Genomic DNA, 5,426 nt, shown 5'->3' on the forward strand with positions numbered 1-5,426 from the left:
CATGTGATCTGGCTCGTTCCAGCTTCCTGTCGACCGTCGTGGAAGGAGACGACGGGTGCTAGAGCGCCCGGTCTACTTCAGGCTTACATCCAGAGTCAGCTGCCGGGTCACTGCCAGACCTCGCCAATGCTTTCTCAAGGTCTGAATACGCCCGGAAGCGGAGTGCGATGAAGCGCTGCGCGAGTCGGCTCGGGCTAGGTGTGGACCCAAGCGCCTCAGCTAGGAGMGAGTTATTCGATCAACTCGTCGGCGCGGGTGAGCAATTTCGGTGGGACGCCTTCGCGCAAATTAAGATTACGAAGTGATTGCACTCGCGCGTTAACTGCTTCCATCCCGCTGCCACTGCGAGGCTAAGGCGGCCACTCGGCGAATGCTCGGGTGCAGGTCTGCTATGGGTCAAAATGCGAAGAACTCAACCTGAGCAAATCTGGTCCGCCATGCCTCGCTGAGCGGACCTCAATAAGGTGCGCCACTACTTCGCTGATGGGCCAATAGGCGACATGCTTGCAAAAGCACGGATCCGGGCTAATGCGCAATGGTCGTTCGTTTGTGCCCGCAAGAGGCCGTCGGCGGTGAACCTTTCGCCGGCGGCCCGCGACAAACAAGCCGCCATCGTCGCGACGGCGGTGCGTGCCGCGCCGATCGCGCGACGCCAATTGAGGTTTCTCATGCCGATCGTCCGAATCCTCCTGGTCCTTCTCGCGCTCGCTTCGCCGCTGTCGATGGCGGGAGGCGCTGTTGCGGGGCCGTTTGAGGATGCGCAGGCGGCGCATAGCAGACGCGACTACGCAACCGCGCTACGGCTCTGGCGTCCGCTGGCCGACCAAGGCAATGCTGAGGCGCAGTACGCACTCGGGTTCATGTACGACGGCGGCCAAGGTGTGCCGAAAAATTACGCTAGGGCTGCAAAGTGGTGGCGCCTCGCAGCCGATCAAGGCCATACCTTCGCCCAGTACAACCTGGGGACCTTGTACGACAACGGCAATGGGGTGCCTCAGAACAAAGCTGAAGCATTGAAGTGGTATCACCTTGCCGCCGAGCGCGGTAACGATGGTGCGCAGTTCAACGTCGGGGTCCTGCATTTCGCGGGCGTGGCCGTGTCCGAGAACCGGATCGAGGCTGCGAAGTGGTTTCGCCGCGCTGCAGACCAAGGTCATATTGGAGCGCAGGTATATCTTGGCCTCTGTTACGCTACGGGACTAGGCGTGCCGCAAGACAGTATTCAAGCATACATGTGGCTCAGTTTGGCGGCTGCGCGAAGTGACCAAGATGCGATCAGCAATCGAAATCGCATCGCGCAGCAGATGACTCCGGCACAGATCGCCGAAGCGCAGAAGCTGGCGGTTGAGTGGAAGTCGAAACCGGAACGGTAGTATTCCCGTGCGTCGCGGAAGCAATGTCTGCTGTGGGTCAAAACGCGAAGAACCCGGCCTGAGCAAAACTAGTCCGCTTCCACCCACGTAGCGGACCTCAATAAGACGGTTCGCCACTTCGCTGATGGGCCAGCAGTGTTGCATAGGACACCAGAGGGCGATGCCCCAGGGTCGGCGCCGGGCTGATCTGTGCTAGGCTTCTTCAGCACATGGTTGGTTTTGGCGGAGGCGATTGTGAGGCGACGTGAGTTCATCGCGCTCCTCGGCGGCGCGGCGGCAATCCGATCACTCGGCGCGCATCCGGAGCGTCCGCCAGAGCGCATCCTCTATTTCACATACTCCGCCGGCTACCGGCATGATGTCATACCGCTTTCTAAGGTAATCCTGACCCAGCTCGGAAGCAATTCGGGTGTCTTTGAAGTCACTGCAACGGAAGACACGTCTGAATTTTCTACCGAAAACCTCGAGCGCTACGCAGCGGTGATGTTCTACACAACCGGAGAACTTCCGATGAGCGACGCGCAAAAGAGAGCTCTTCTCAACTTTGTGCGCTCGGGCCGCGGGTTCCTTGGCGTTCATTCGGCGACGGACACATTCTACGCTTGGCCGGACTATCTCGATCTGGTGGGCGGCTACTTTAATGGTCATCCTTGGCATCAGGCCGTGAAGATTGAGGTGGTTGATCCTGGCGATCCCCTGGTGGCTTTTCTCGGGAATTCGTTGGAAGTCGAGGACGAGATCTACCAAATCAGCGACTTCGACTATCGTGGTTCACGCGTGCTCCTGCGCCTCGACCCAAGCTCGGTGGACCTTGGCAAGACCGGCGTGCATCAACGATTCTATGGCTGGCCTCTCACCTGGACCCGATTCTATGGCGAGGGACGAGTATTTTATTCGGCGCTAGGCCACGAGCCGTCAGTTTGGCAGGACGCCCGCTACCAGCGAATCCTCACGAACGCTATCCTCTGGTCCATGCGAAGGTCGCCCTAGTAGACGCCGCGGCACTTCGCATTTGCRCCACCGCCGGATTCGTTTGGCTGGTGTCCGTGCCAGAGGTTCGGACCGTCTTGGCCTGCGACTTCCGCTCCGGGTCAAAGGCGACGATCCCGACGGGCGGACTGCGCATCCGCTTTGCGCTCGCAAGCAGACATCGCGGACTAAGCGTAGCTCTCAGTTCAGGCCGCGTGGTCCTGCGAGCAAGCCCAGCACGATCGAAAACAGCTCGTTCTGCGAAGAGATGCCGAGCCGCTCATAGGCGCGTTTGCGRTAGGTCAGGGTCGAATGCAGGCTGATGCCGAGCGCTTGCGAGATCGCCTCGGAGCTGAARCCCAGGAGAATGCGGCGGCAGACCTCCTGCTCGCGCGGCGTGAGGTCGGCGAGCGGCGCGCGCCCCGCGAACAGCGCGGCGAGAGTCTGCTCGGTCGTCGCACCTTGCTGGRAATGGCGCGCGACGCTGGCGCCGATCGCCGGTGCAATGGCGCGAAGCCGCGCACGTTGGGCGTTGCTGAAGCGGCCCTGGGCGGCGATGCGGTAGAAATTGACGTAGAAGCAGGTGTCGTCGACCCAGATCGCGGTGGCGCATTTGTCGACGATGCCGGACTCGTCGAAGAATATTTTTCGATAGCGCGCGCCGTACATGCGCGGCGCGAAGGCCGGCAGCATGATCGGCGCAGTGCCCTGCCCCTCGAACATTGCATCACGGTTGGGATCGGATTCGTGGAACTGCCCGGCATAGGCGGCGCCGAGATCCGCGCCGATCGGGATGTTGCCGACATCGAGCAGGCAGCGCGCCAAACCGTTCCGCGCCAGCGCGAACACCATGCAATGGCCGACTCCGGCCTGGCTGCGCATTGTGTCGATCAGAACCTTTGGGAAATCGGGGCGGCCGATGGCGAGTACCGCGGGCGTGACATCGCTAGCCGCCGGATTTGCGGGCACCGGGCGAGACCGCATCGTATTCCTCCAAAAGGTCTTTTGGCGGAGGATATCAGCAACGGCAGCGCGCCGGAAGGCGCCACGATCTCCCTGCGGCGCGGGTCCCGGCTCTGCGCAGCAGCGTTACACGCTGCAGCGCGTCCGGGACACGAGAGCGATTGTCCCGGTGAGGTCTCGTGCGCCGGACGCAGCGCAGCGGCCTCTTCGGTGCGCTGCCGAGCCGGGGCCTATGGCCGAGGACATCGAACCGTCTAGTCACCCGCCAGTCACTTCCGGTCCGCCCGATAGGCCGACGATCTTGGAGCTCGCCCATGGGCAATCGCGTGGGGTTGATCCTTGGGGCGGCCCGATCGCGTACCGCCCCATTTTCATGTGTGCTACTTAGTTGGGTAGCAAAATGGTAGCGGGAAGAGCAGATCATGACTGACGATCAGGTCAATCTCGTCGTTCAGCACCTTTGCGAGCAATTGCACTTGGCGCTCCGATTGAAGGGCAGCGAGGCACATCCGCCAAACGCCAAGGATATCGGATTCGACCCGGCCTCTGTAAGAACTGTATTGCTGACCGGCTTGCGTTCGGCGGGGGTCACGACCCACCACGAGGCGGCCGGGGCGAGCGAAGAGCCGCCGTGGTCCTAAACGCAAAACGCGGGACAGAAGCCCCGCGCCAATGTCTCAGCTCGGTCATTCGCGTCGATCCCGACGGCATCCCCGCACGTCCCCTTTGGCGCCGCCAACGGACGTCAACCCATGACCGCGTAAAGGTGCCAGAAGCCCCGTCAGCGAAGGGATCTTGACGTCTCGGAGTTCGGCCTGCGGAACGCATCATGCGTTGCATGATCACCGATCATGTTGGGGACCCATTCCTCCGCGGCTGCGTCCCAATGATGGGTGTCGTCGAAGTGTTTCCAGGGTGGCCGCCTTGGCTTGCTTTTACCCTTCTGTCGATTTGCATTCAGTGCACGGAGTTGGACGGCGAGCACGCCAACCATCATCACCCATTCGCGAGCGTTGTATCGGGAGTTCCATTTGATTGCTGCGAGCATTGGATGCCTCCTTCAAAGCAAGAAGCTTCCGCCACATTAGCCCGGGCCAAGAACAGGGGATGTAAACTACTTCACAGTCAGCCAACATCTTCGACATAGCCGCGGGCGATCTCAGTGCACGGCGACCGGAACCTACCTTCGCTCGATATTCGGGCGTCGGGCATAGGTCATGTTGCCGCGCGATCAAACCGCGCGCGACGAAACGTAGCATTGTCCTTGTGCGCGAAGGCACGTCCTTTCGACGGAGCGTATTTTATCGCTGGTGGACACCCGCTCGATGGAGGCCAGCGCATGCTTGAGCTCTGGAACCGCTGGTACGACACCCTGGCCTCGGTGGAGGCGCTTGCCACGGTCATCGTCATTGTCCTGGTGGCGACCGGCGCGATTACGCTGGCTGAAAATCGGCGGCCAAAAACGCGTCCGACAAAGGATTGATTTTGGCGAGTGCGCGCCCTACCCCGCCACCACCCTCGCCGGGGCGACGTTGACCGCGAGCTTGCCGTAGCGGTCGGTGAAGGCCTGGGTGTCGATCTCCTCGAGCTTGATCTCGCCGCTCATGACGCTCCTCTTCCAGGCCGCCTGCGCCGGATCGTTCTGGAACTCCGGCATCACCTCGCGGCCGAACAGCTCGAGCGATTCGCAGATGTGCTCGTGGCTGTTCTTGCCCGCTTGATTCAGCAGGATGACCTGGTCGATATGCGAGCTCTGGAAGCGCTTGAGCTTCCTGCGGATGGTGTCGGGCKAACCGATCAGGCCGCCGCGCAGCGCCGCCTCCTGCGCCTCCGGATTGTCGCGCTTCCACTTGTTGTACTCGTCCCACATGTTGACGGTGTAGGGCGCGGGCCGCTGGCGGTTCTGCGATGCGCCGTAGAAGCGCAGCGCGAACTGGAAGAAGGTGGCACCGTCGGCGCGGGCGCGYGCCTCTTCATCCGTCCTGGCGCACATGAAGAACGACACCAGCGCCATGTTCGGATTGATCTCGTAGTCGGCGAGCTTTGCGAGTCGCTTGGTCATCGCATTGTAATAGGCGTGCACCCAGGCATGGGCGGCATCCGCGCTGACGAACTGGAAAC

At 61.6% G+C, this 5,426-nt stretch carries 6 protein-coding genes and 1 pseudogene; 4 read left to right on the forward strand and 3 right to left on the reverse strand.

From position 1 onward, the window contains the following. Positions 1–464 precede the first annotated feature (464 nt). Both ACXJL8_RS32750 and ACXJL8_RS32755 read left to right on the forward strand, forming a co-directional pair. Entirely contained in the window at positions 465–1,373 is a 909-nt protein-coding gene (locus ACXJL8_RS32750) for a tetratricopeptide repeat protein (RefSeq protein WP_456620358.1), read from the forward strand. A 189-nt stretch (positions 1,374–1,562) separates the two neighbouring features. Further along, positions 1,563–2,363, forward strand: a complete 801-nt coding sequence (locus ACXJL8_RS32755; protein WP_456620357.1) for a ThuA domain-containing protein — start codon at positions 1,563–1,565, stop codon at positions 2,361–2,363. Positions 2,364–2,543: 180 nt separating this feature from the next. Here ACXJL8_RS32755 and ACXJL8_RS32760 read toward each other — a convergent pair whose 3' ends face one another. After that, entirely contained in the window at positions 2,544–3,326 is a 783-nt protein-coding gene (locus tag ACXJL8_RS32760; RefSeq protein WP_456686281.1) for a helix-turn-helix transcriptional regulator, read from the reverse strand. 401 nt (positions 3,327–3,727) lie between these two features. On the opposite strand from ACXJL8_RS32760, the gene ACXJL8_RS32765 reads away from it, so the two are divergent. Next, positions 3,728–3,946 carry a hypothetical protein gene (locus ACXJL8_RS32765; protein ID WP_456620355.1) on the forward strand — a complete coding sequence of 73 codons (219 nt, stop codon included), beginning with the start codon at positions 3,728–3,730 and terminating at the stop codon, positions 3,944–3,946. A 140-nt stretch (positions 3,947–4,086) separates the two neighbouring features. On the opposite strand, the gene ACXJL8_RS32770 is transcribed toward ACXJL8_RS32765, so the two are convergent. Beyond that, positions 4,087–4,353: a hypothetical protein gene (locus tag ACXJL8_RS32770; protein ID WP_456686282.1), complete on the reverse strand. Its 267-nt coding sequence runs from the start codon at positions 4,351–4,353 to the stop codon at positions 4,087–4,089. Positions 4,354–4,644: 291 nt separating this feature from the next. Between ACXJL8_RS32770 and ACXJL8_RS32775 the strand changes: the two genes are divergently transcribed. Further along, complete coding sequence (locus ACXJL8_RS32775; protein WP_456620354.1) at positions 4,645–4,788, forward strand: hypothetical protein; 144 nt, start codon at positions 4,645–4,647, stop codon at positions 4,786–4,788. Positions 4,789–4,806: 18 nt separating this feature from the next. Here the strand turns inward: ACXJL8_RS32775 and ACXJL8_RS32780 are convergent. Continuing rightward, positions 4,807–5,426 (reverse strand): annotated as a pseudogene (locus ACXJL8_RS32780) (LLM class flavin-dependent oxidoreductase); the annotation flags it as partial.

The sequence above is a fragment of the Bradyrhizobium sp. P5_C11_2 genome (genome assembly GCF_054049755.1).

Bases quoted from the DNA above. Each gene is read 5' to 3' on its own strand.
- ACXJL8_RS32765 (WP_456620355.1), top strand. From the start codon at position 3,728: ATGACTGACGATCAGGTCAATCTCGTCGTTCAGCACCTTTGCGAGCAA.
- ACXJL8_RS32770 (WP_456686282.1), bottom strand. From the start codon at position 4,353: ATGCTCGCAGCAATCAAATGGAACTCCCGATACAACGCTCGCGAATGG.
- ACXJL8_RS32775 (WP_456620354.1), top strand. From the start codon at position 4,645: ATGCTTGAGCTCTGGAACCGCTGGTACGACACCCTGGCCTCGGTGGAG.